This window comes from Parahaliea maris, from assembly GCF_008064665.1.
GTDB lineage: Bacteria > Pseudomonadota > Gammaproteobacteria > Pseudomonadales > Halieaceae > Parahaliea > Parahaliea maris.
This window is the reverse complement of the sequence record NZ_VRZA01000005.1, coordinates 82,298-104,722: the sequence shown is the minus strand read 5'-3', so window position 1 is coordinate 104,722 and position 22,425 is coordinate 82,298. Positions and strand designations below refer to the sequence as shown.

The 22,425-nt window shown below is 60.3% G+C and carries 23 protein-coding genes; 8 read left to right on the top strand and 15 right to left on the bottom strand.

Annotated features, from left to right (window positions below; all coding sequences use genetic code 11):
- Positions 1-96 precede the first annotated feature (96 nt).
- Entirely contained in the window at positions 97-387 is a 291-nt protein-coding gene (locus FV139_RS14405) for a HigA family addiction module antitoxin (protein ID WP_235898659.1), read from the top strand.
- A gap of 331 nt (positions 388-718) precedes the next feature.
- Here FV139_RS14405 and FV139_RS14400 read toward each other — a convergent pair whose 3' ends face one another.
- The 6 genes from FV139_RS14400 to FV139_RS14370 form a co-directional block, all read right to left on the bottom strand.
- Positions 719-1,192: a LabA-like NYN domain-containing protein gene (locus FV139_RS14400; protein WP_148069159.1), complete on the bottom strand. Its 474-nt coding sequence runs from the start codon at positions 1,190-1,192 to the stop codon at positions 719-721.
- A gap of 37 nt (positions 1,193-1,229) precedes the next feature.
- Positions 1,230-2,606 (bottom strand): ATP-dependent RNA helicase DbpA, encoded by a 1,377-nt coding sequence (gene dbpA, locus FV139_RS14395; protein ID WP_148069158.1) that lies wholly within the window; start codon positions 2,604-2,606, stop codon positions 1,230-1,232.
- A 164-nt stretch (positions 2,607-2,770) separates the two neighbouring features.
- The gene (locus FV139_RS14390; RefSeq protein ID WP_148069157.1) at positions 2,771-4,288 is read right to left on the bottom strand and encodes a lytic transglycosylase domain-containing protein; all 1,518 of its coding nucleotides are present in this window, start codon (positions 4,286-4,288) and stop codon (positions 2,771-2,773) included.
- A gap of 332 nt (positions 4,289-4,620) precedes the next feature.
- Positions 4,621-4,803, bottom strand: coding sequence for a type II toxin-antitoxin system prevent-host-death family antitoxin (locus FV139_RS14380; protein ID WP_268939946.1), 183 nt, complete (start codon positions 4,801-4,803; stop codon positions 4,621-4,623).
- Positions 4,803-5,357, bottom strand: coding sequence for an aromatic-ring-hydroxylating dioxygenase subunit beta (locus tag FV139_RS14375; RefSeq protein WP_148069155.1), 555 nt, complete (start codon positions 5,355-5,357; stop codon positions 4,803-4,805). Before FV139_RS14375 ends, FV139_RS14380 begins: the two co-directional genes overlap by 1 nt.
- A complete protein-coding gene (locus FV139_RS14370; RefSeq protein WP_235898658.1) occupies positions 5,354-6,634 on the bottom strand; it encodes an aromatic ring-hydroxylating oxygenase subunit alpha in 1,281 nt (426 codons plus the stop codon). Before FV139_RS14370 ends, FV139_RS14375 begins: the two co-directional genes overlap by 4 nt.
- Before the next feature lie 152 nt (positions 6,635-6,786).
- Here FV139_RS14370 and FV139_RS14365 point away from each other — a divergent pair, with 152 nt between their 5' ends.
- Positions 6,787-7,401, top strand: a complete 615-nt coding sequence (locus FV139_RS14365; protein WP_187276555.1) for a TetR/AcrR family transcriptional regulator — start codon at positions 6,787-6,789, stop codon at positions 7,399-7,401.
- Between the two features lie 82 nt (positions 7,402-7,483).
- On the opposite strand, the gene FV139_RS14360 is transcribed toward FV139_RS14365, so the two are convergent.
- Both FV139_RS14360 and FV139_RS14355 read right to left on the bottom strand, forming a co-directional pair.
- Complete coding sequence (locus FV139_RS14360; protein ID WP_148069152.1) at positions 7,484-8,713, bottom strand: serine hydrolase domain-containing protein; 1,230 nt, start codon at positions 8,711-8,713, stop codon at positions 7,484-7,486.
- Positions 8,714-9,062: 349 nt separating this feature from the next.
- Complete coding sequence (locus FV139_RS14355; protein ID WP_235898657.1) at positions 9,063-9,443, bottom strand: YMGG-like glycine zipper-containing protein; 381 nt, start codon at positions 9,441-9,443, stop codon at positions 9,063-9,065.
- A gap of 134 nt (positions 9,444-9,577) precedes the next feature.
- Here FV139_RS14355 and FV139_RS14350 point away from each other — a divergent pair, with 134 nt between their 5' ends.
- On the top strand, positions 9,578-9,991 hold the full coding sequence (locus tag FV139_RS14350) for a GFA family protein (protein ID WP_148069151.1): 414 nt from the start codon (positions 9,578-9,580) through the stop codon (positions 9,989-9,991).
- On the opposite strand, the gene FV139_RS14345 is transcribed toward FV139_RS14350, so the two are convergent.
- The 5 genes from FV139_RS14345 to FV139_RS14325 form a co-directional block, all read right to left on the bottom strand.
- On the bottom strand, positions 9,979-10,713 hold the full coding sequence (locus FV139_RS14345; protein WP_148069150.1) for a pseudouridine synthase: 735 nt from the start codon (positions 10,711-10,713) through the stop codon (positions 9,979-9,981). The two genes, FV139_RS14350 and FV139_RS14345, sit on opposite strands and share 13 nt — an antisense overlap.
- A 25-nt stretch (positions 10,714-10,738) precedes the next feature.
- A complete protein-coding gene (locus tag FV139_RS14340) occupies positions 10,739-11,980 on the bottom strand; it encodes a helix-turn-helix domain-containing protein (protein ID WP_187276554.1) in 1,242 nt (413 codons plus the stop codon).
- A 4-nt stretch (positions 11,981-11,984) separates the two neighbouring features.
- Complete coding sequence (locus FV139_RS14335; RefSeq protein ID WP_187276553.1) at positions 11,985-12,704, bottom strand: C39 family peptidase; 720 nt, start codon at positions 12,702-12,704, stop codon at positions 11,985-11,987.
- 26 nt (positions 12,705-12,730) lie between these two features.
- Complete coding sequence (locus tag FV139_RS14330) at positions 12,731-13,018, bottom strand: hypothetical protein (RefSeq protein WP_148069147.1); 288 nt, start codon at positions 13,016-13,018, stop codon at positions 12,731-12,733.
- Between the two features lie 137 nt (positions 13,019-13,155).
- The gene (locus FV139_RS14325) at positions 13,156-14,115 is read right to left on the bottom strand and encodes an MBL fold metallo-hydrolase (protein WP_148069146.1); all 960 of its coding nucleotides are present in this window, start codon (positions 14,113-14,115) and stop codon (positions 13,156-13,158) included.
- A gap of 290 nt (positions 14,116-14,405) precedes the next feature.
- Between FV139_RS14325 and FV139_RS14320 the strand changes: the two genes are divergently transcribed.
- On the top strand, positions 14,406-15,614 hold the full coding sequence (locus tag FV139_RS14320; RefSeq protein ID WP_213004133.1) for a Fic family protein: 1,209 nt from the start codon (positions 14,406-14,408) through the stop codon (positions 15,612-15,614).
- Positions 15,615-15,729: 115 nt separating this feature from the next.
- Here FV139_RS14320 and nhaD read toward each other — a convergent pair whose 3' ends face one another.
- Complete coding sequence (gene nhaD / locus FV139_RS14315) at positions 15,730-16,974, bottom strand: sodium:proton antiporter NhaD (protein ID WP_148069145.1); 1,245 nt, start codon at positions 16,972-16,974, stop codon at positions 15,730-15,732.
- 176 nt (positions 16,975-17,150) lie between these two features.
- On the opposite strand from nhaD, the gene FV139_RS14310 reads away from it, so the two are divergent.
- Together FV139_RS14310 and FV139_RS14305 are read left to right on the top strand one after the other, a co-directional pair.
- Positions 17,151-17,594, top strand: coding sequence for an HIT family protein (locus FV139_RS14310; RefSeq protein ID WP_328592292.1), 444 nt, complete (start codon positions 17,151-17,153; stop codon positions 17,592-17,594).
- Positions 17,591-18,901, top strand: a complete 1,311-nt coding sequence (locus tag FV139_RS14305; RefSeq protein ID WP_148069144.1) for a DUF3883 domain-containing protein — start codon at positions 17,591-17,593, stop codon at positions 18,899-18,901. Before FV139_RS14310 ends, FV139_RS14305 begins: the two co-directional genes overlap by 4 nt.
- Positions 18,902-18,935: 34 nt before the next feature.
- On the opposite strand, the gene FV139_RS14300 is transcribed toward FV139_RS14305, so the two are convergent.
- Complete coding sequence (locus FV139_RS14300) at positions 18,936-19,961, bottom strand: hypothetical protein (protein ID WP_148069143.1); 1,026 nt, start codon at positions 19,959-19,961, stop codon at positions 18,936-18,938.
- A 344-nt stretch (positions 19,962-20,305) separates the two neighbouring features.
- Between FV139_RS14300 and FV139_RS14295 the strand changes: the two genes are divergently transcribed.
- Both FV139_RS14295 and folE read left to right on the top strand, forming a co-directional pair.
- Positions 20,306-21,598, top strand: coding sequence for a DASH family cryptochrome (locus FV139_RS14295; protein ID WP_148069142.1), 1,293 nt, complete (start codon positions 20,306-20,308; stop codon positions 21,596-21,598).
- Between the two features lie 107 nt (positions 21,599-21,705).
- On the top strand, positions 21,706-22,386 hold the full coding sequence (gene folE, locus FV139_RS14290) for a GTP cyclohydrolase I FolE (RefSeq protein WP_148069141.1): 681 nt from the start codon (positions 21,706-21,708) through the stop codon (positions 22,384-22,386).
- Positions 22,387-22,425: the final 39 nt, after the last annotated feature.

Sequence of the window (22,425 nt, the reverse complement as noted above, 5' to 3'; positions counted from 1 at the left end):
GCTTCTGATGCGCAAATGTACTGTAAATAGATCATTACATCTGCGGGGGCTGGCGCCAATGAACACAGGTTGGCCAAAGTAACCAGGTACGTTACTGTGCGACAACCCGTCAGTGTCGGCGAGATGATTACCGAGGAATTCCTTGTGCCCCTTGGCTTGACCCAGGGACAGTTGGCACAGGCCATGGGTGTGAGTCGAAAAACTGTCAATGAGTTGTGTACCAATCGTCGAACCATTACGGCGGATTCTGCGTTGATGCTGGCCAGGGTTTTCGGCAATACGGCAGATTTCTGGCTGAACCTGCAGCAGCGGAACGAGCTTTGGAAAGCGCTGAATACACCGAAGCGGCGTGCCCGAATCGAGAAGGCCAAGCCTATCGCCGCTTGAAGTTTATGCGTCACTGGCCGACTTCCCTGCTATTCCTTCGGGAATTTTTGGGACCACCATGGGATCACGCACGCGCCTTTTTATGCCACCCTACGCCCAGCCCAATTTCTAACTCTTTGATTTTAAAGGCATGGGAGGGCATTCGTTAGCGGCGCCGCGCGAGGACTTGGTTCGAACCCCGGGACGCCGGCCGCTCCGGTTCGACAAATTGCGCAGCAATTTGAGACGAGCCGAAACGCGGCGAAGGTCGTGCGCGACCCCGGTAACGCATATCAGTCCCTGCCCCGTTTACCCCGCGACAGGTTCCTGGGTTGCCGCACTGGGCCAGGGGTCACTGCAACAGGGTTTCAGTGATCGGGTGGAACGTATCCGCGCTCTGAATCAGCGAGTGGGCTGTCAGTCCGGGCACACCGTACACTTCCGTGCTCACACCGTGATCGAGGCGAATCTTGTCCAACAGCAGGTCGAAGTCACCGTCCCCGCTCAGCAGAATGACGCGATCGACGCGACTCGCGGCCTCCAGCACGTCGATGGTAATGCCCACATCCCAGTCTCCCTTGGCGGAGCCGTCCGCACGCTGGATATAGGGCTTGAGGCGTACCGTGAAGCCAATGTGTCTGAGGGCATCCTGAAAGCGTCGCTGACCTTCGTCGCCCCGGTCGATAGCGTAGGCATTCGCCACCCGTATATCGCCCTGTGCGCTGACCGTGTCCCAGAATTTGCGGTAGTTGAACGGGCGCTTCCAGGTGTCGCGCGTGGTGTAGTAGATATTCTGTACATCGACGAACAGGGCGATAGTGGGCATGGTTAAGCTGTCATCTCCAGGGGCGCCGGTGCCGCGCTCACACCTTTCTGGCCAGCACTTTCCGGCCTTTTACACGGGTTGCGGACAGAATGGCCAGTGCCTTGCCAGTCTGTTGTCTTGTCACCGCCACGTAGGCCACGGTGTCGAAGATGTCGATCTTGCCAATGTGGTCACGGGTGAGCTCCCCGCTCGCAGTGAGTGCGCCCAGGATATCCCCGGGGCGGAGTTTGGCCCTGCGTCCGGCGTTCAGGCACAGGGTTCTCATGGCGGCCGGGATGGGCGCATCGCGTTCAGCGGCCGCGGGCAGGTTGCCGAGGGTCGGTGCCTTGCCCAGCAACTCCTCGATCGCATTCACCCGAGCCGCCTCGGACGGCTGGAACAGGCTCAATGCCAGACCTTCATTGCCGGCACGCCCGGTGCGTCCGATGCGGTGAATATACACTTCCGGGTCGTGAGGTAACTCGTAGTTGACGACGGCAGCCAGTTCCTTGATATCGAGGCCCCGGGCGGCGACGTCGGTAGCGATGAGCAGGCTGACACTGCGATTGGCAAACTGCACCAGCACCCGGTCGCGGTCTTTCTGTTCCATGTCACCGTGCAGGGCGACCGCGCTGATTCCCCGCTGCCTGAGTGCGTCGGCCAGCTCCTCGCACTGCAGCTTGCGGTTGCAGAACACGACGCAGCTGTCGGGGCGAAAGTGCTGTAACAGAGCCACGAGTGCCCCGGTCTTTTCCCTAAGCCCGGTCTCGTAAAACAGCTGCTTGATGACGCTGTCGTCATGCACGCTCTCCACCGTTATTTCGACCGGGTCTCTCTGAACCTTGCGGCTGATGTCGAGAATCTCTTCGGGATAGGTTGCTGAAAACAGCAGGGTCTGGCGCTGATCCGGGGTGAAAGCGATCAGGGCAGTGATGTCGTCGAGAAAGCCCATGTCCAGCATGCGATCGGCCTCGTCGAGCACCAGCGCGCGCACCTGGTCGAGTTTCAGCGAACCTTTGCGACAGAGTTTGAGCAGGCGTCCAGGAGTGCCCACCACGATATGTGGCGGATGCTCCAGCGAGGCCAGTTGCGGGCCCATGGGGGTGCCGCCGCAAAGGGTGAGAATCTTCACATTGGCGAGCGGCCTGGCCAGAGAACGCAGGGCCTTGCTGACCTGATCGGCCAGTTCCCGCGTCGGGCACAGCACCAGCACCTGGGTCTGGTAGCGGCGCGGGTCGAGGCGTTGCAACAGCCCTATGCCGAAGGCGGCCGTCTTCCCGCTGCCGGTTTTGGCCTTTGCTTTCACGTCTTGGCCCGCCAGCACTGCCGGCAGGCTCCCGGCCTGAACCGGTGTCATGGCCTTGTAGCCGAGTGCGTCGAGATTGGCGAGAACATCGGCGGGCAGCGAGAGGCTGGAAAATTCGGTGGGGGTCATGGCAAATTCATTCTCATTCGGTAATGGGGCAGGGGCAGTGCCGAAGCGCCGTGCCCGTGCAATACCAGCGTGGCGAGAAAGCCAGGCCCGTCCTGGATTCTACCAGTTCCGACACGGAGGATAGTGAACAGTATCAGGAGTTGTTATCGCAGGCAGGCGGTATGTCAGCTCTGGCCGCTGGCGGCCGCGGTCACCTTGAGCTTCTGCCCGGGCTGCAGGTATTGCTTCGTGGAAATGCCGTTCCAGCTCACGAGCTGCTGCTGGGAGATGTTGAAGCGCCGCGCGATACTCCACAGCGAGTCGCCCTTGCGGATCACGTAGACGCCGTGGTTCTGCGCGGCACGTACCGGAGTTGCGGTCTGGCGCGCGAGGCGCGGTTCGGGCATCACGGTACCGGGCAGGATAAGGGTCTTGCCGGCGCGGATACTGGTCCCGCGCAAGCCGTTCAATGCCTGCAGCTTCGACACGCTGGTGCCGTAGCGCCGCGCGATCGTCCACAGCGACTCGCCGGAACGGATGCGATGGGTCAGGTCTGGCTGCTGATGGCCGAAGCGCGAATTGCCTGGAATTGCGGCCATATACCCCTCCAGCGGCCCGCCGAGACGGGAGCGGGGGATACGCACCGCGTAGCCCTGCGGGATGTACTTCTCGCCACTCCAGATCGGGTCGCGCAGCGCCGGGTTGGACGCCCGGAACTCCGCGATCGGCACGCCGGTCGCGGCCGCCAGGGCACTGGCGGGGATGAAGGCATCGAGGATGACCTGGTCGTAGTCCATCGGTGCCGCGACGCTGAGGTCGGGGAAATAGTTCGACGCGTGCGTGTCCACTTCCAGTGCCGCGAGGAACGAGGGATAGAAGTTGCGCGACGCGAAACCGAATGCCGGGCCATTGTACTCCTGAATAAGCATGCCAATGTCCTTGGTGCCCACGGTCCTGGCAGCCCGCAGCACGCCCCCGGTTCCGTGGTTGTAGCTGGTCAGCGCGAGCGGCCAGGTGCCGGTGATCTGGTAGTTGCGCTTGAGCAATTCGGCCGCGCCCTGGGTGGCGGTAAACGGGTCCATGCGCTCGTCCACCACGTGGTCGACGCGCATGAACTGGCGGGCGGTGGATGGCATGAACTGCCACATGCCGGCCGCGGCGACCTTGGACCAGGCATCGGGGTTGAAGGAGGACTCAACGTGGGGCAGCACCTCCAGCTCGCGTGGCAGGCCGCGGGCGGCGAGCACCTCGCGGATGTGCGGCTTCCACTGCCCGGAGCGCACGAGCCCCTCGCGGAAGCGGTCGGACTGGCCTAACTGGAAGCGGACGTTCTGCGCGGCGCGCGCGAAAGTGTGATTGGACGTGCCCTGCGGCCAGGTAGACAGCACCCGACGCTCTGTATCCGAGAGGTTGGTGCGCTTGCCTTTCCCGAGAGAGGTCAGCGCACTTGCCGTGCGCAGCTTGGCGTTGTTCACCTGCCGCTCGCGCTCGGCATTGCTGCCGGACGCGGGCAGGTTCACCGTATCGTAGATGACAGCGAGATTCTCGGCGTCGTGAATGTAACCCTGGTTGGTGGTGATCTGGGTGTAGACCCGGGTCCAGAACTGCACCGCCGGCTCCAGCGAAACTGGCCGCGGAAACTCACCTGCTTGCGTCCCCAGTGTCATCGCCAGTGCGGCGATGGCTATCAGTCCCCTGATCATGCCCGCTCTTCCGCTTGTTGTTGTGCTGGTTATAGCAGAATTCCCGCGCCGTGTAAGCGAATATCCGGGGGTTTTTCAGCAGCACGGCCGGCGGTGCCGACAAGGGATCAGGCGGAAATGGTCGATAGTGGCGCCGCGCGACGACTTGGTTCGAACTCTCCGCTTCGACAAACCGCGTCAGCGGCGAAGGGCGTGCGTGCCCGGCTCAGCGTCGTAATCACCCCTGCCTCGTCAACCGCCTCTCCAGTAGCGATTGCATATCCCTTCGCCCGTCTACGACAAAGTAGACGTAAACGGACCGTTGGCTTATCTCGTAAATGACGCGATACGGTTTAAAGTGAACCTCCCGCCTGAATACTTTGGCTACTTTGGGCGAGCATTTTCAGTAATGCCAACGACTCCTGGGTCTGTTCATAACTGACGATGTCCTGCAGTACCGCTTTCGCTTCGCCGTGCTGTGTGATGACCATGAGACGTTGCTCCTCACTGACATGTCGTAACGCTTCGCACTCAATTATAAAAACAGCCCCAGCGTCGGCACGTTCACATCCGCCATGTCCATGAGGATTTCACGGCGGCGAATCCGGTAGTCGCCATCAACTTCGAGCAGGCGGTCGCGGCGCTGACCGGCGTAGAAGAAGTCCCTGGCCCCCGGCCGGGAATAGTGCAAGTGAAAGTTACTCACCACCGAGTACTCATCACCGGCAATATCGAGAATCTCCACATTGCCGATAATCCGCCGCGTGCGTGCGGGGGGATTTTCCGCCCAGGCATTGATCTTGAAGCTGCGCTCCACGCGCAACATCAGGTAGATGTAGTTTTCATCGCGAATGGGGCAGCCGTCGGAGTCGATGCCTTCCAGTTCCCGGTCGACCTCGATCATGGATTCGTGGCCCCGCTCGCGATTGTCTACCAGCAGGTTGTTGCGCCCGGGCATGGAATAGCTGATGTCCTCACTGCACAGGCCCAGCCAGGTCTGGTACTGGCGGTTATCGAGCAGCCTCGCTTCGCGGTAGTAGAACTGCTCGATCGACCACTGCAGTTCCGGTGTGATGTTGGGCGCGCTCATGCTCTTACCTCCGCAGCCAGATCGTCCCGCCAGCGCTGGAAGAATGCCCGCGCATAGAACTCATTGGCGGTGCTGCTCACCAACCCGGGCAAATCAGCGTGCGGTTTTTCTTCGCCGAGGCCAAGGCCGTAGTAGAAGGGGCGGTCGTCGGCAAAACCGATGTTGGCGCCCTTTAACTGCTGCATCCAGGATTCGGAATCTTCCTGTTCCAGAATCCCTCCGGGTCCAAAAAACGAGGTGTGATTGGCCCGCAGAATTTTCTTCAGGTGCGCCGGCGCATCGGCGGGTACCACCGACCAGGACCAGTACTCCACCTTTCCCGGGCCCCGGGGGTGGGACACCTTGAAGGCGGCGTTGGACCAGAGAAAGGAGAGATTGGGATAAATGCCGTAGGTGAGGCCTTTCATGCGCGCGCGAATGGGACCAACCCGGTCGCTGGCTTGCGCGTGGACTTCGCGCAGATACTCCTGCAATTCGGCACCACCTGTTTGGCCGGGAATGGACTCGAAGCCCCAGCCCACGGATTCCACCGGAGCGTCTTCCGGCAACAGGCGGAAGGTGGCGCCGTGACCTGGCTGGGTAACCACCGAGTAACCGTAATCCACAATCTCCTGATTGGCCTCTGCCGGAATGATGGCGGCGTGCAGGAAGGGACCGTGATTGACATCGCCCAGCTGATTCTCCACCGGCAACTTCCAGTTCGCATCGATGACCCAGCGCTGGGGAGAGCCCACAAATTCAATGCCCGCGGGAAAGCGCAGCAGGAAGGCGTCCAGGTAAAAACGCATATCCCCCAGGTAGTCTTCCAGGGGTTCGATACTGTCGTTGAAGGAGCCGAAGATAAGGCCACGCCAGCTCTCCAGCCGCGGCACCCGCTTCAGGCCGAGGGCGGATTTGTCGGGGCATTGCGCGACCTGCTTTTCCTGGGGAATGGCGACCAGGTCGCCGCTCACCGAGTAGGACCAGTTGTGGTAAGGGCAGACAAAGCGCCGGGTGTTGCCGTGGCTGGCCCGGCACACCGGCAGGCCCCGGTGGGTACAGCTGTTGATACTGGCATGTACCTGTCCATCCTCGCTCCGGGCGAGGATAACCGGTGTTTCGCACATGTACGCCTGGACAAAATCCCCGGGTTTGCGGATCTGGGATTCGTGCCCCAGGAACAGCCAGGAGCGGCCAAATATGCGTTGCTTCTCTGCTTCGTAGACCGACGCATCACTCCAGCAGCGGCGGCTGATGAGGCTGGCGTCGTCGTTTACCAGGGAATAGGGATCCAACACGAGGTCGCTCCGTCGGTTTTCAGGAAGTAGGCCGATAAAAACTAACAGTCGTTAATTAAATATGCAAAATATAGCCGTCTAATACCTCGAAATTGCTAGTATGGACCAATTAAGTTAACGAACAGTAAGTGATAGTCGGGGTAGACGCTAAAGTGAAAGCCAGAACCAAGGGCCAGCAGACCACCGACCGTATCCTGAATGCGGCTGAACCCCTGTTTGCGGCGCAGGGCTATGAGGCGACGAGTCTGCGCATGATTGCCAGTGCCGTCGGCATTCGGGTGCCTGGCATTTACAACCACTTCGAGAACAAGCGCGCCCTCTATCGGGCCATGCTCGATCGCGCGCTGATGCCCATGGAAAATGCCATGCGGGAGCACCTCGAGCATCCCGACTCCGGGCAAGCTTTCGCCAGCCTGCCCGCGGTCATGACCGAATTGCTGGCCGAGCACCCCGCCATGCCTGCCTTGTTCCTGCAGGCGCTGCAGGGCAGAGACGACGGAGAGGGCGGCGCAATCATGACTGAGTGGCTGCAAAAGCTGTTTGCCAGCGGTATGGAAACCACGAAGAGTCTTGGCGGAACGCGCCTGAGCCGGGAGGACATGGCCTTGCGTATCATCGCCATGTTCAATCTGTGCTGTGGGTATTTTCTGTGTCAGTCAGCGTTTGCGTCCATGGTCGGCGACCAGCACAAACTGGACGATGACAGCATTCTCAAGAAGCAAAAGCAGTTACTGGCCCGAGTGCAACTGGCCATTATGCTCGATTGATCGGTGGGGGACGCCGGCCGCCCCTTACTGCTGCAGCGGAGTGAAGGGGGCCATGCGGTCCGGCCCCCCCCGGCATACGCTGTCAGTCTGGCAGCAGGTCTCCCATTGCGGTATTTACCAGGTACGAGGCGTCCCAGTCCGGCACACTGACACCGTGCCGGTAGATGACCAGGTCCTGTGACGGAACCATGTGGACGATCCTGAAACCGCCGCCCTCCATGATCCAGGTGTCATCAGCCTTGAACGGTTCAGACTGGGGGATGCGTTGGCTGCGCACTTTATCGAGCGGGGAGCCAAGCCAGAGTCCCAGCCCGAAGTTGCGGTACTGTTTCGAGGGTGTTGCCATGATGTCCACCCATCCTTTGGGAAGGATCTGCTGCCCCTCCCAGACGCCATTCTGCATGACCAGAACACCGAGCCTTGCCCAGTCCCGCGGGGTTGCACGCATACAGCACATGACCCGCGCGACGCCGCCAGGACGGTCCAGCTGGAAGGCGGCATCCGCTGCCCCGATTTTTTTCCACACACGCTCGGACAGCAGTTCCTGGACCGAGGTGCCCGTGGCACGTTCGATGACCAGGGCCAGCAACTGCGTATTCTCCTGCGCGGTCTCAAACTTCGTGCCGGGCTCAATGGCATAGTCATAGCTCAAGGCGGCCCGCACCACGTCACCGCAATACACCAGGCACAGATCCTTGTTGCCATAGACCGGCCGCAAACCCAGCTGAGGGGCCACCTCCAGGCCTGAAACATTCTGGGCGAGCTGACGAACGGTGACTTTGCCACGCAGGTCGGTCTTCCATTCAGTGATGTAGCGGCCGATCGGGTCGTCCAGTTTCAGCTTGCCATCGGCGACCGCGAATCCCAGTAGCATCGGCGTAACGCTGCGCGTGATTGCGCGCCCGTTCACGATCTCGTCCGCCGTCATTCCGTTCCAGTAGTTTTCCGTCAGCAGGCGCCCCTTGTGAATGACAATCAGCGCATTGCTTCCGTGTTCTTCTGCCCAGGTCGCCATGGCCTTCAGGGTGGCATCGGATATCTCTCCCGCCGTCCCCTCGTGGTCACCCTGCGCTCGCGCGGGAAAGAACGGCTGGGGGGCGCCATGAACGACACCCGGAGGCCAGTAGAAATAGGGTTCAGGCTCGTACGGGTTTTCAGGTTGGGAGGTGAGGCGCCAGAAGAATACCGGGTCGTTGTATGACGGGTCCTGGATGGCTTTGTCGGGGTCGGGGATGCCGGGCGGCATGTCGGCAGCAAATGCTCGGGAGAGCAGGAGGCTGAAGATTACGGCAAGATATACACCACTTTTCATCTCTTGGTCCTTTCGAAGCCCGTATCGAAATACAGATCAGGTAAGAAGGCATCCATGGTTCTGGATGTCGTGCATTGAATGAACAAATAATTTAATAACATAACAATAGATCAAATGCACGCCCGTTCTTTGCGGATATAACGCCGGATCCTGGTGTTGTCACCGGCGGCTTGCTGGGTGCCTAGAACGAGTACGCTGAAACCGTGACTCAACGGGTACGCAATTTCAGCGGTTCAGTGGTCAGGCAACAGCAGCATGCGCAAATTAACCTTGGCGAAGCGAAAATTGCACTGCAGGTGGCACAGGATCTGGCAAGGTTGAACGTGCAGAAGTCAGTGGGACTGGCGATTCAGTTAAGCACCCGGTACCCGCGCCCGCGCAGGCACTGTTTGACCACGCGCACTTCTTCTCTTTCACCTTGAGCCGCACCGCGGGCGCCGCCGCTGACCGCGCCGACACCGGCGCCCTGCTGCACGTCCCGGCTGTTACCAACGGCTGCGCCAATCAGGCCGCCCACAACGGCACCGGAGGCCGCGCCCTTGGCGACTTTCTCGCCGGTGCGGACCTCGTCTGCATAGGAACGGCACTCTGCCAGGTCCTGCTCGTAGCGGGCCATGTTAACGCCCTTCTTGTCGATGATGACCTCATCGGTCGTGGTGCAGGCGGCGAGAGTCACCGCGAGACAGGCCGCCATGGGTGTGGCGGTGAATTTGTGAATTCCGGCTGCCATGATGCCCTTCTCCCTGATGGGTGGGTCTCAGTACTGATTGGACCACTTATGTGTTGTAAAGGCTTCGCCATGCATGTAAAGAAGTGTAAACCAGTTCTGGCCAAGGCCACCCGCTTCATCAACGAGGAACATCGATGACTGCTACAGCAGAACTTTCCGGCAGCTGCCTGTGCGGCAAAGTCCATTACACCGCCACTGGCGAACCCGAACGTTTCTACCACTGCCACTGTTCCCGCTGCCGCAAGGTGACTGGCACCGGGCACGCGTCCAATCTGTTTGTACGTGGGACATTGCGCTGGGACAGGGGAGAGGAACTGATCAAGCGCTACCAATTGCCGGAGGCGGAGCGCTTTTCCAACTCGTTTTGCAGCGAATGCGGTTCGCGGCTGCCTTTCTTTATTGAGGCGATGGGCATGGTCTTCATTCCGGCAGGGTCGCTGGATCAGGACCCGAACTTCATGCCACAGGCGCGTATCTTCCAGGACTCGCGAGCCAGTTGGTCCTGCGATACCACGGACATTGCCTGCTTCGACCGTTACCCGTCCTGAGGGCAGGCGAACTGCGCCAGTTCTTGCGAGCTTAGCGCCCGGCTCTGTCCGGGTGCCAGGGTCTCATCCAGTTCCAGCTCGCCTATGGCTACCCGATGCAACGTCAATACCGGGTTACGGAAGCGGCCGAACATACGTTTGATCTGGTGGTAACGACCCTCGGTGAGTTCAACTTCTGCTTCGAACTCAGACAGGATTTTCAGGCCAGCCGGGCGCGTGGTGATGCCTTCATAGCTGAAGTACATGCCCTGGGCAAAAGCCTCGATGTATTCTGGTGTCAGTGGCCGCGCCAGGGTGACGCGGTAACGCTTGGCGATACGTTGCTCAGGCGATGACAGCCAGCGCGACCAGCGGCCATCATTGGTCAGAAGCAGCAGCCCGGTGGAATTGAGGTCGAGGCGGCCGGCAATGTGTAAATCGCCGGGGTATTCTTCACCCAGCAATTCGATCACCGTGCGGTGCTGCTCATCCTGCGTGGCACTCACCACCCCCCTGGGTTTGTTCATCATCAGGTAGATCGGTGTTGCGCCCTGCAGAATGCGCCCATCCAGGGAGACGTGAGTAAACTGTTCGATGACCTGGTTGATTGCGCGGGCCGGTTGCCCGTCCACCGCAATACGTCCGCGCGCCACCAGCGGGCGTACGTCCTTGCGGGCAATACCTGTCTGCTGGCTGATAAAGCGGTCCAGCCGGGCGCGCTTTGAGCGGCTTGTTTCGCTCATACTGGTATGGCAATCCACCTTGTCCTTATGGCTCGAAAGTATAAGGCAGTGTCATACCGATAAAGAATCCCTTGCCTGGGCCGTTCAGCCGGAACCCGACGGCCGGCTCGATATACAGGCCCTCCGCCAGCCAGGAGGTCATGCTGAACTGCAGGCTGAAGAGCTCGTCGCTGAGCAGGGTGGCATTGTCGAAACGGGTCTCGTCGATAAACAGTCCCGATAGCGTGGTGTTGAGGGACAGGGTGTCGTTGATGGCGAAGGCGTAGCCCAGATTCAGGTCCAGCCGGTTTTCGGGTTCCAGCCGGGTAATGTCCTCGAAGTCATCGCTGTAGGTATGGCGGTAGTGGAGGTTGGCAAACAGCACCACCGGGTCGATGCTTTTCACCACGCCAAGGCCGGCCCCCAGTGCATAGGAGGAGTGGTCGCTGTCGCTGGGAATGCGCCCGTTGAGAGTCAGGATGATATCCGGGCGCCCAACCGTCTCGGTGAGCAGGGTGCGGCGCAATCCGAGGCGAAAATCGCCCAGTTCCGAGCGATTGTCGCTGGCGATTGTCTGGTCGGCCACGCGCAGCTTGGTGTCCTGGTCGGACCAGGAGGTGCTCAGGAAGATCTCCGTCTCCTCGAAAAGGCCGTAGCGAGCCAGCAGGAGGCCGGTCAGGCCCTCGCTCTCCAGGTCCGCCAGGGCGATGCCATCATCGATTTGTACCAGTTGCTGGGCGCTGCTCTGTGAATAAAAGCTGCCGAAATCCAGCGTTACGTCCCCCGGGCGCAGCAGCACCCGCTGTCCGCGCAGGAAAATATCACCGGCGCTGCGTTCCTGGGGAGCCTCACCAATGTGCTCGGGGGAGCGCTCGCTCGCGAGTTCGCCGGCGTCCTCCGCCGTGCGCCCGGTGCCCGCGCCCCGAACACTGGCCAGGGCAGTGGTTGTGAGAGGGGGCTCGCCGTCGAACCGTTCGGCGGAGGCGATCAGGTGCCAGTCCCCGGCGAGCCAGGCCTGCAATGCCTGGCGACTGAAGCGCCAGTCATTCCCGACACGTCGGGCCGGTATCCCGTCCTCAAGGGCCAGCAGGCCCAGGCTTGCCGGGTCCAGTTGCAGGTAGCGAGCGGCCTGATCCAGGGTCAGGACCTCGGGCCAGTGTTCCGGGGCGGGCTCCGGCTGGTGTCCGTCGGTCGCCGCCACGGTGGTGGCCCAGGTGATCAGGATGCCGAGTAGCAGGGCGCGGCCGCTGCAATGCGGGGTTGCTTCCGGGTTGGCGAGTAATGTCACGGCGCTACCTCGACAGGTTGGGTAAATGTTCAAAGGGGCTGCCGACGCTCAGTAATTCGCGCGCGCTGAGCATCTCTGGTTGGGGTTGGTCGGTGTCCGGCACCGCCAGTGGGCTCGACGCCGCCGGCAGACCTTGCTGCGGCTCCACCACAAAGATGATTCCCTGTCCGTGGTCGTCCAGCCAAGAGTCGAGGAAGCGGTAGCCCGCCAGACGGATATTGCCGCGGGAAGGATCGGCCAGGTAGACGCGGTCACCGCGGGTGCCACGCAGCACGGCAAAGTGCTTGTAACCCTGGGGCTCGATAAACACGATCACCGGGCCGTTGAGGCGAGAGAGGGATTCCGGCGTCAGGCGATAGCCCTCGGCCCGGTAGCCGCGCGCGCGTGCTACACGCTGCAGATCCAGCAGAGAAAAGCCCTCGGCGCGCCGCAGTGCCTGATCACTCTCGGGTAGCAGTTGGAACAGGTCGTGAAGAATCTCGCGCTCGGTGACCGCATCGCCAAATTGGTAGCGCAGGAGGGTTGCCAGGGCAGCAGCCCCGCAGGAGAAGTCAAACTGCTGGCGCACCAGGTTGGCGTCGCGCAGCGCCCGGAAGGAGGTGACGGGCGCGTTGACCCGGTCCCCGTTACCGATGGAGACGCTCGCGGCCCCAGCGGGCCCGGCGGCCACGAGCGTGGCAGTCACCGCCGTCGCGATGACCCGGCAGTCAAACAGCCGTGGCAACTCCGGTCTGTGCCGGATGATCAGGCCTAATTGAGGAGGCGGAGAATCGCCGGCCGATCGTTACCTACAGCGCCTATCGATCCCGCGGCATCAGTGGCAGCGGCAGCCGCTGCAGTGGGCAGTTCGGTCTTGCCCGTTTGCTGCAACACCAGGAGGCGTACGTGACCCTCCCCACGGACCTGGGCCAGCTCGTCACTGGTCATTTTTACCGCCGGAACATCTGCGAGGGTAGCGAGAGGTTCGTTGGCCTGGAGTCCGTTGGTGGCGGATGCCAGGGCAAAAGCGGTAGCGAATACGAGGGGGGTGATTCTCATGGCTGTTCTCCTTCACGGGAGGACCCGCGTTCACAAGCCAGGCAGGGGAGGGGGTGGTGCTGCCGAATCTTCGCTCAGGAGTATAGTCCAGAAGTGGGGCTCCGCAAGCGCCATGGCGGCTCCCTGAAATCCCTCAATCAGCCAGTGTTGCGAGCGCTTAACCAGACCGCCAGCCCCTGGCTGTTGAGCCTGACATCCATGCCCAGCACGTCCTGCAGTTCACTCTCTGACAGTGCACAGCCGTGCTCCCGCGCGCTGGCAAACAGGTAATCGGCCATCCTGCCCATCAGTTCGCCTTCCCACTGTTCGGCCGGTGAACTGGCCGCAACGTCTTCCGCCAGCGCCACATAGTCGTCCACCTGCGCCAGCAGGCGCTCTCCCAATGCCTGCGGGGCATCCACCATGCCGTAGTGCGTGAGGTAGATACGCGCCGGGTTCAGCGCCAGCAACCGGCGTATGGAGGCCTTCAATGCCGCAGGGTCAAACTGCACCGGTGTCGTGGTAGGGAAGATGAATGGCCCCTGGTGGGTGGTCAGCCGCGGGTAGGCCAGCCCGAAGGTATCGCCGGTAAAAATGCCCTGTGACAGCGGGTCGTGAACGCAAAAGTGGTGACGGGCGTGGCCCGGGGTATCGTAGAACACCAGTTGGCGGTCACCTAACTCAATGCGCTCTCCGTCGGCCATGGTCCTGACCCGGCTTTCCTCCACCGGAATGATGTCACCGTACATTTCGGCAAAGGCTGCTTCACCGTAAACGGCCATGGCGCCCGCCTTCAGCTTGGCGGGGTCTATCATGTGTCTGGCGCCGGCGGGGTGGACCAGCAGCGTGGCGTCTGGCAGTGCCTGCATCAGGCCACCCACACCGCCGGCATGATCCAGGTGTACGTGGGTCGGAATGACGAACCTGACCTGGTCCCGTGCAATGCCGCGCTGGTCGAGCAGGTCGAGAATGATCGGCACCGTATTGTGGGTGCCGGTCTCGATAATGGCGTACTCAGGGCCCCCGAGCAGGTAACAGGCGGCCAGTTCCTCGCGCATCATGGCGGTATCGATACGGGTGATACCGTGGCCGATATCTTCATACATCTGGAAGCTCATGGTGTCTCCGTTCGGGGGCTGCGGGGTTCCGTCACAGTGTACCGAATATCCGGAGACCAGCGCGGCTCAGCCGCCGGGCAAGCGGTCAATGGACAACGTTATCCAGCAGCGAGGAGATCACCCCGGCGATTCCGCAGTCCCGGGTTTGGCGATACCTGACCGGCTTGCTCGCCTGATCTAATTGGCGTATAAACCGGTCATATTTGGCTGAAAAATGTTCATACATAAATACGTAACTACATGTTATAAATAATTTTATTTTGCGTTATTAACCGGACACAAAAGCGGACATGAAAGCGGGCACGACAGGCTTTGTCGATCGCGGTGAGGCCATTGCGAGTATGGAGCCTTTGGTCATCGGCGACGCTTCGCCTCACCGGGCTAAATTGACTGAGCTTGCGGTCGAACTCACCGCGAAGTCCGCTGGCTTGCGTCGCTCCCTGCCCGAAGGTGTAACTACAGCGCTTTCCATTTTGGTCCGGTCGATGAACTGTTACTACTCCAACCTCATTGAGGGTCACGATACCCATCCGGTGGATATTGAGCGGGCGTTGCACAGTGATTACAGCAATGAGCCTCGCAAACGCGACCTGCAGTTGGAAGCGCGGGCTCACGTGGCGGTGCAGGCCTGGATTGACGAGGGCGGGTTGGCGGGCCGGGCGGCCACCGTCGACGGCATTTGCGAACTGCACCGCCGGTTCTGCGAACGGTTGCCCGACGACCTGCTGTGGGTCCAGGAGCCGAAATCGTCGGAGCGCGTACTGGTCGAACCGGGCATTCCCCGGCAGCGCGATGTCATTGTCGGCGATCATGTTGGTGTCAGCCCGGGGGCTTTGCCGCGCTTTTTGCAGCGCTTCGAGCAGGCCTTCGCCGGGCAGGGCAAGGCCGCAACGATAGTGAATGCCGCCGCCGCCCACCATCGGCTACTGTGGATTCACCCCTTTCTCGATGGCAATGGCCGCGTTGCGAGGTTGGTCTCCTATTCAATGCTGCGTGACGCACTCGATACCGGCGGCATCTGGTCCATAGCCCGGGGGCTCGCCAGGCACGAGGTTGACTACAAACGTCATTTGGCCGCCTGTGACCAGCCCCGGCGTGGCGACCTCGACGGCCGTGGTAACCTGAGTGAAGCGGCGCTTGCGGAATTTTCCGGGTTCTTCCTGCAAACCTGTATCGATCAGGTGGCTTTCATGGAGGCGCTGGTCCAACCCAGGAGTTTGCATGGACGCATTCGCCGGTGGGTGGATGAGGCGGTGTCAGTGGGTGAATTGCCGCCCAAGTCCGCCAACGTCCTGGAGGCGGTGCTGTACCGGGGTGAGCTATTCAGGGCGGATGTCCCCGGCATCGTCGGCACAGGGGAGCGCCAGGCGCGGCGCGTGGTATCGGCGCTGGTGAGCGCGGGTGTGCTGCAATCAGCCAGCTCCAGGGCGCCACTCTACATCGCCTTTCCCGCGCGCCTGGCGGGGCGCTGGATGCCGGGGTTGTTTCCCGATGCGTGACAAGACTTTTTCTCATACCAGCAATACACCGAAGAATTAGACAACGGGAACCAGAGTTCAGTCATGTACCCAAGCATTATCGCCAGTGAACTTCAGCCCGCCTCACGGTGATCACTCAATGGATAAAATTCGCCAGTGCCAGGGTCAGCGCATAACCGGTACCGTAGGCCACTACCAGCGCCGGCACATAGCGCAGGTAGCTCATGAACGTCAGCTCCTCGATTTTGCTCATCGCCAGAATACCCGCCGCCGAACCGATCGCCAGTAGCGAACCGCCAACCCCCACCGCGTAGGTCAGCGCCAGCCACTGGGGCGTGTTCAGCACCGGGTTGGCCTTCAGCAGTGCCGCGGTGAGGGGCACATTGTCCAGCAGTGCGGAGATGGCCCCGGCAAAAAAATTGGACACCTCAGGCGCAAATTCGCCGTAGGCCCGGGCCAGCATCTCCAGCGTACCGATTTCCTTGAGCATACCGACCAGCAGCAGAATCCCCAGGAAGAACAGCAGCGTGTCGTACTCCACCTGGCGAATGTACTCGAGAATACGGGACTGCTCGCTGTCGCTCTTTACTGTGCGCCCAATCAGGAACATCAGCGACAGGCCGGTGAGGAAGGTCAGTACCGGCGGGATGCCGAAAAAGACATTCAGCACCATGGTCGCAACAATGGTGGTGAAGAAAATGGCGGCGATCCAGATATCCACCCGCTCATAGCGCATCTCCACCGGGTGCAGCACCAGTTCACCCTCCAGCTTGATGGCGAAGAGGCCGGCCAGCACCAGTACGCCGACTGCCGACGGCAGCATGAGGGTCAGCAGCTCTGACATGGACACATGGCCCGCGAGGAAGATCATCAGCGTGGTCACATCCCCGGTGATCAGCGCGACGCCGCCGGAGTTCACCGCAAATACCACCAGGGTCGCCAGTTTCAGCCGGGTCTTGCGATCCAGGTCGAATACCTGGATCAGCCCCAGGCTCACCAGCGTCGCAGTGACGTTGTCGCAGATGGAGGAGAGCAGCAAGGCAAAGACCGCCACCCGCAGCAACAGGCTGCGCACCGACAGGCGCTGGGGAAAAATACTGCGCACAAAGTTCTGCACCACCCCCTTGTCGTTCAGGTAGGCCACAAAGGTCATGGTCGACATAAGGAACAGCCACAGCGAAGCGATCTCCAGCAGGTTCTCATCCAGCCGCTCCGACACCAGGTGTTGCGCCTCGCGCGTACCGGCATGCATAAACAGGCTGATCCACGCCAGGCAGCCCAGCAACAGCGTGGTCTTGGCCTTGTTGACGTGTATGGCCTCCTCGAGAACGATGCAGGCCAGGGCGACCACTGCCAGGGCGATCAGGTACATCTCGAACATGGCGCTACCTCACTGGGTTTGCAGTGGTTCAGGGCGGGAGAAATCCGGCGGGCGAATGAAATCACGCTCACTGGTTTGGGTCTATCGGACTTTAGTCGATCATGCTGTGGTAGGCGGAGGCGTCATCAATAAGTCCTAATCACGATTATGGGTTTGTGATTGGTCCCAGTAAGATAATGGCTGCTATTATCAACGCTGCTGCCAATGGAGGGCTGTATATGGGGGTGGATGATTGCCCATTTTGCGATATCGCGCAGGGCAGGAGTAACGGGAGAATACTTCAAGAGAACCCGTGCGCGTTTCTAATAGCTGATGGGTTTCCCATTACGGAAGGACATAGCCTCATTATCCCAAAGCGACATGTATCTTCTTTTTTCTTGACGACAGAGGATGAGAGGAAATCACTTTTGGACTTAGTTGACCATGCTAAGTCCTACCTTGACCAGAAGTTCAGTCCCGATTCCTACAATATTGGAATAAATGATGGACCTTCAGCAGGGCAAACTATCCCCCATTTGCATATTCACTTGATTCCACGCTATTGCGAGCCAGGCGTAGATCCAAGGGGAGGTATTCGCTGGATAGTTCCCGAGAAAGCAAGTTACTGGAGTGACCGGTGAGCCTGCTTGACTACGAGAGAGGTTTCTCTAGCCTAAAAGTAAATACACACGGCGGCGGTGAAAAAAGCCCTCATAAAGTTGCCATGCTCCTCGCAGTCTTGGATCTGTTTGACGCAAACGAAATCAATGAAAACCGTATTGATTTCAATGAAAAGCTGAAAACGAAATTTTCCGCAAACTTCAATACGCTGGCCGGACCAAGGGATCGGGACAACCCCCACCTCCCTTATTTCCATTTGCGCAGCAGCGGGTTCTGGCACCACAGGGTTAAGGCTGGATGTTCTGGCGTTTATGCCAGCCTCAGTACAGCAAGTGGTGCTGCTGTGATCCAGGAAAACATTGACTTTGTTTATCTCGATGACGAGCTCTTTGAGTTGTTGAGTTATGGAACATGCAGAGAACTACTACGCGCGGCTTTGTATAGAAATCTAAATTCAAATGATTTAAGTAAGCTGCTTAATGTCGGAGCCGGGTGGGATTGGCTGGAGTGTGAAGCGGTCGTAGGCGATTATTTCGAAATGCTCAATCTCGAGCAGTCTGGAGTGTCTTATAACAAAGCAGCACATCGTAGGAAGCTGAAGGCTGCGCTCAACGGCCGTAGTGACGGGTCAATTGAATACAAGCACCAGAATATCAGTGCAATTTTGCTGGAGATGGGGCAGCCATACATTCCAGGCTATAAGCCAGCTTTCAACTATCAGGCCCAGTTGAAATCGGTTGTTCTCACTTACCTGGCTGGACATCAAAGCGATATTGATCGAATACTCGAAAAGGCCACACAGGTTTCCTCTGAACCTCCTGAGATTATTGATTGGTTGGCGGTCCTTGATGCTGAAATTCCTGAAAGAATCGTTAGTATTCAAGAACCGCATCGACGCTATTTGGCAAGTAGGCCCAACTTTGCTGAACGGGAAAGGGTGAACCGAAAGCTGGGTGAGCAAGGCGAAGCATTCGTTATCGAGTTTGAAAGGCGCCGGCTTATCGCATTGGAGAGAGCAGATCTCGCGGCAGAAGTTATGTGGACAAGTAAGGAAGAGGGGGACGGTCGTGGTTACGATGTGCGTTCCTTTGATCCCGACCTTGATTCAGAGCTTTTCATCGAAGTGAAAACCACGAACAACGGCAAGTACCAGCCTTTTTTCATCAGTGCCAATGAGCTGGCTTTTTCAAAAGAGCGTGCTGAGCAATACTCTTTGTACCGGGTTTTTGACTTCAAAAAGAAGGCGAGAATTTTTCAGTTGCCAGGCGCGGTGGATAAGCATGTAAATCTGCTTCCCAACAGTTACAGAGCTAGTTTTTCACAGTAGTCCGTAGTGATTGTTACAAGCAAGCTGACTATCGTTACTGCCCGTCACAAAAATCCTCCACCCCAGCCTCACAAGCCGACGGCCTCTCAACAACCGATTCCCCACCCGTCGCCCCAGGGCAGCCAAACCTCACTGCTAGGTTCGCCAGGTCCGCGCCTTTACTGGCGCCGGTATCGTCCCCCGCCAATATCAGGAACGCGGATTCACCCTCGCCACAGGTGAAGCCATTTGCTGCGACGACACCCACCAGTGAGGAATCCAGCCTCCAGGCCATGGTTGCGCCGGACAGGTTGCGCACTTCCTTGCCGTCGCCGGATACTGACCAGGTGTCGCCCAGGGCTGCACCGTAGCCAGCGAGCACGCGCTGGGCGCGCTCCGGGTCGGTGATCATGCCGCTTACCGTGTGGGCGGATTGTCGGGCCACCATGACCCAGCGACCATCGGCGTGGACCAGTACGGGCGATCCGTCGAGGGTAAGGCCGAACGACTCCGGCAGGTCACTGTCGGGCCAGCGCTCCACCAGGCGGGGGAGCTCAGCGGAGCGGCAGTGAAATGTGGAGAGCATGCGTTGGGATAGTGCTTTGGCCTCATCCGCCCCGGGGGTCATAACGCTTATGGTCACGGCCACACCCACCTCGGGGCAGGCGAGCTGGGTGATATAGAACCAGGCGCGGCCATCGTAATCCAGCAGAGCTTCCAGGCGCGGCGGATTGCTGTTGGGGGCGGCGTTGCGCTCAACGATGCGCATGTCGTAGGCGTCTCGCATAGCGTTGAGGGTGCTGTCGAAGGGGGCGAGGTCTGTGTCGGGGTGGAGGTACCAGGACACCTCGGCCCGCTTCAGGTGAGCCGTGCGAACGTAGCGCCCACTGGCCCCCATGTCGTCATCGATCTCCACGGTCCAGGGGGGCAGCGCCATGCTGAAACCGGAGCGTTTGACCGCGGTGAGTTCCAGGTCTCCCGCGTCGGTTTCGGCCGAGGAGTGTTCACTGACCAGGCCTGCTGTCGCTACCAGCAGAGCCGTTGTGATGATCTGGCGTAGCGCACGTGCCCCGGTCTGCATGTTGTTCCCCTTTCGGGCGCGCATCCTGCACGGCGCCTCGGTCATATTTCATTTTGGCCCACCTGTTATGTACGCCAGAGATTCCTGAGTATAGGCAACGGCGAACGGGTGAGCTTCTCGAGGTTAATCTGAGTCGCCGGATGAAGAGGTTCAGTCCGGGAGTACTCTCGGTGTTAGATCTGGCTGTCGTACGCCATGCCCTCGATGTCACGGGAGGTGAATTGCAGCTTCAGGTCCTTGTGTTTCATTGGCATTACGCACCCCTGGTGCCCATGGATCAACGCGACTGAACCGGTACGGCCCGACTTCCGTAATGTAGGAAGTGATAACGCCAGGAAGGGGTGATGACAGAGCTGTACTGGTTCCGCAATGAATTGCGCATCGAGGATAACCCCGGCCTGGCGGCCCACGCGGGTGCCTCTCACCTGCTCTGCGTCTACTTCTGGCCGCGGTCACGGGGCTGGTGCAACGTGACCGGCTTGGGCGAGCAGCGGGAGCGGTTCCTGACAGAATCACTGGCGGCACTGCAGGCGGAACTGCGGGAGCGGGACCAGGAGCTGATGGTGTTGCAGGGCCCGCCGCAGCAGTGGCTGCCCGAACTGGTCGAGCGCTATTCGGTGAAGCGCGTGGGTGTCTCGCGGTCACCCGGCGTTTATGAGCGTCGGGAGGTGGAACAGGTGGCTCACCTGCTGGAGGTTCCCCTGATAGTGCACGAGGGGAATACCCTGTTTGCGGCTGGGCAACTGGCGGGGCAGGGCGGCGGCCTGCCAGTGCAGTACACTCCCTTCCGAAATCGGGTGCAGGGCCTGGAAGCAGAGCATCCCGTGGGGGTGCCGGCGTTGCCACCGAGGCCGAACGGGTTGAATGTGCGGACAGTGCCCGAGCCATCGGCCCGACCCCACCCGGCCTTTATCGTTCGTGGCGGTACTGCAGCGGGGCATGATCGACTGCGCGCCTGGATGCTGCGTGAGCGGGCGGTGGATAGCTACAAGGACACCCGCAACGAACTGGAAGGCCTGTTCTTTTCCAGCTTCCTGTCCCCCTGGCTGGCCAACGGGAGCGTGTCGATACGCCGGGTGGCCCGGCTGTTGCGGGACTACGAGCAAGAGCACGGGGCCAACGAGTCAACCCGGCACCTGTACAGCGAATTTTTCTGGCGCGAGTTCTTTCACTGGCGCGCCTATGAGGACGGCGCCAGCCTGTTCCACGCGGCTGGCCGCAAGCAGCGGCGCCACCTCCGAACCTTCGAACCGCGCAACTTTGCCCGCTGGTGTGCGGGCGCCACGGACTACCCGCTGGTGAATGCGCTTATGCACCAACTGGTTGCCACGGGCTGGATGAGCAACCGCGGCCGCCAGATTGCGGCCAGTTGCCTGGTGAACGAATTGAACCTGGACTGGCGCTACGGCGCCGCCTTCTTCGAAAAGCACCTGCTCGATTACGACGTGGCGAGCAATTACGGGAACTGGCAGTACATTGCCGGCGTCGGCGCAGACCCCCGCGGCGGCAGGCATTTCAATATCGACAAGCAGGCGGCGCTGTACGACCCCGATGGCGCGTTTGTGCAGCGCTGGGAAGGGGAGTGTGCCCCGCAACCCGAGTTTGTTGTGGATGCGGCCGACTGGCCGATTGCCTAGGCGGGGCGCGCCGATCCCCTCCGGCGCCCCGGCCTCTTTTTTAGCCGGCAATGAATCCATCCCATCACCACCGCCGTATCAAGCCAAAAATCGCCAAGGAGAAGTCCATGGATGCCGTCGTCGCCAACTATCCCACCCACCACCGGGATGCCATCTCTGATGATGCGCGTCGGGTTCGCAACGCGCTGCTGGAGCGGGGGCTGGAGACGCCGCTGATCGACAACGGCTTGAACCGGGAGGAGAAATTCCAGCGCATCAGTGACGCGTTCACGGAGATCACCCGCACCCTGGGCCTGGACCTCACCGACGACAGCCTGTGCGATACCCCGGACCGCATCGCCAAGATGTACGTCGACGAGATCTTCGCCGGCCTGGATTACGGCGAGTTCCCGAAGGTGGCGGTGATCGACAACAAGATGCAGGTGGAGGAAATGGTGCTGATCGACGATATCGATCTGGTAAGCACCTGCGAGCACCACTTCGTGACGATTGACGGCAGCGCCCGGGTGGCCTACATCCCGGGGGAACGCATTATCGGATTGAGCAAAATCAATCGCATCGTGCGCTTCTTCGCCCAGCGACCCCAGGTGCAGGAGCGCCTGACGCAACAGGTGCTGGTGGCCCTGCAGACCCTGCTGGAAACCGAAGATGTGGCCATCACTATCAATGCCACCCACTACTGTGTGAAAGCGCGCGGGGTGATGGACAGCAACTCCAGCACCCGCACCACGGCGCTGGGCGGGGCATTCAAGAGCATTCCCTCGACGCGAGCGGAATTCCTGCGATAGCCGCGGGGCTTGCACCCGCAGTTGCCTGGGGGCAATATC